General features: G+C 66.5%; 1 protein-coding gene. It reads right to left on the bottom strand.

Annotated elements, in window-relative coordinates; all coding sequences use genetic code 11:
• Positions 1-278 (bottom strand): FUSC family protein (locus tag SB816_RS31180; protein WP_410548137.1); only part of this gene is annotated, 278 nt, incomplete at both ends.

Genomic DNA, 278 nt, shown 5'->3' with positions numbered 1-278 from the left:
CCGCTCGGCCACTCCGACGCGATCCAGAACGCGCTCATCGCGCCCACGGCGACGAGCGTGCGCAGGAACGCGAAGCCGACGAAGAACGAATTCGTCTTCACCGCGTAGTGCGTGACCGAGCGCTCGAACGCGTGATCGTCGCGGTCGAGCGACGCGTTGGTGTCCGCATAGCCGAGATACTCGCCGATGAAGCGATACATCAGCTCGATCGCGGTATCGAAATCGAGCAGGCCGCCGGCCGCATGATCCTCGATCGCGCGGCGCGACGCGCGTGCGGC

The sequence above is a fragment of the Achromobacter sp. SIMBA_011 genome, assembly GCF_046535435.1.
Classification (GTDB): domain Bacteria; phylum Pseudomonadota; class Gammaproteobacteria; order Burkholderiales; family Burkholderiaceae_B; genus Achromobacter; species Achromobacter dolens.
Note: the sequence above shows the minus strand (reverse complement) of the source record. Positions and strands in the feature narration are given on the sequence as shown.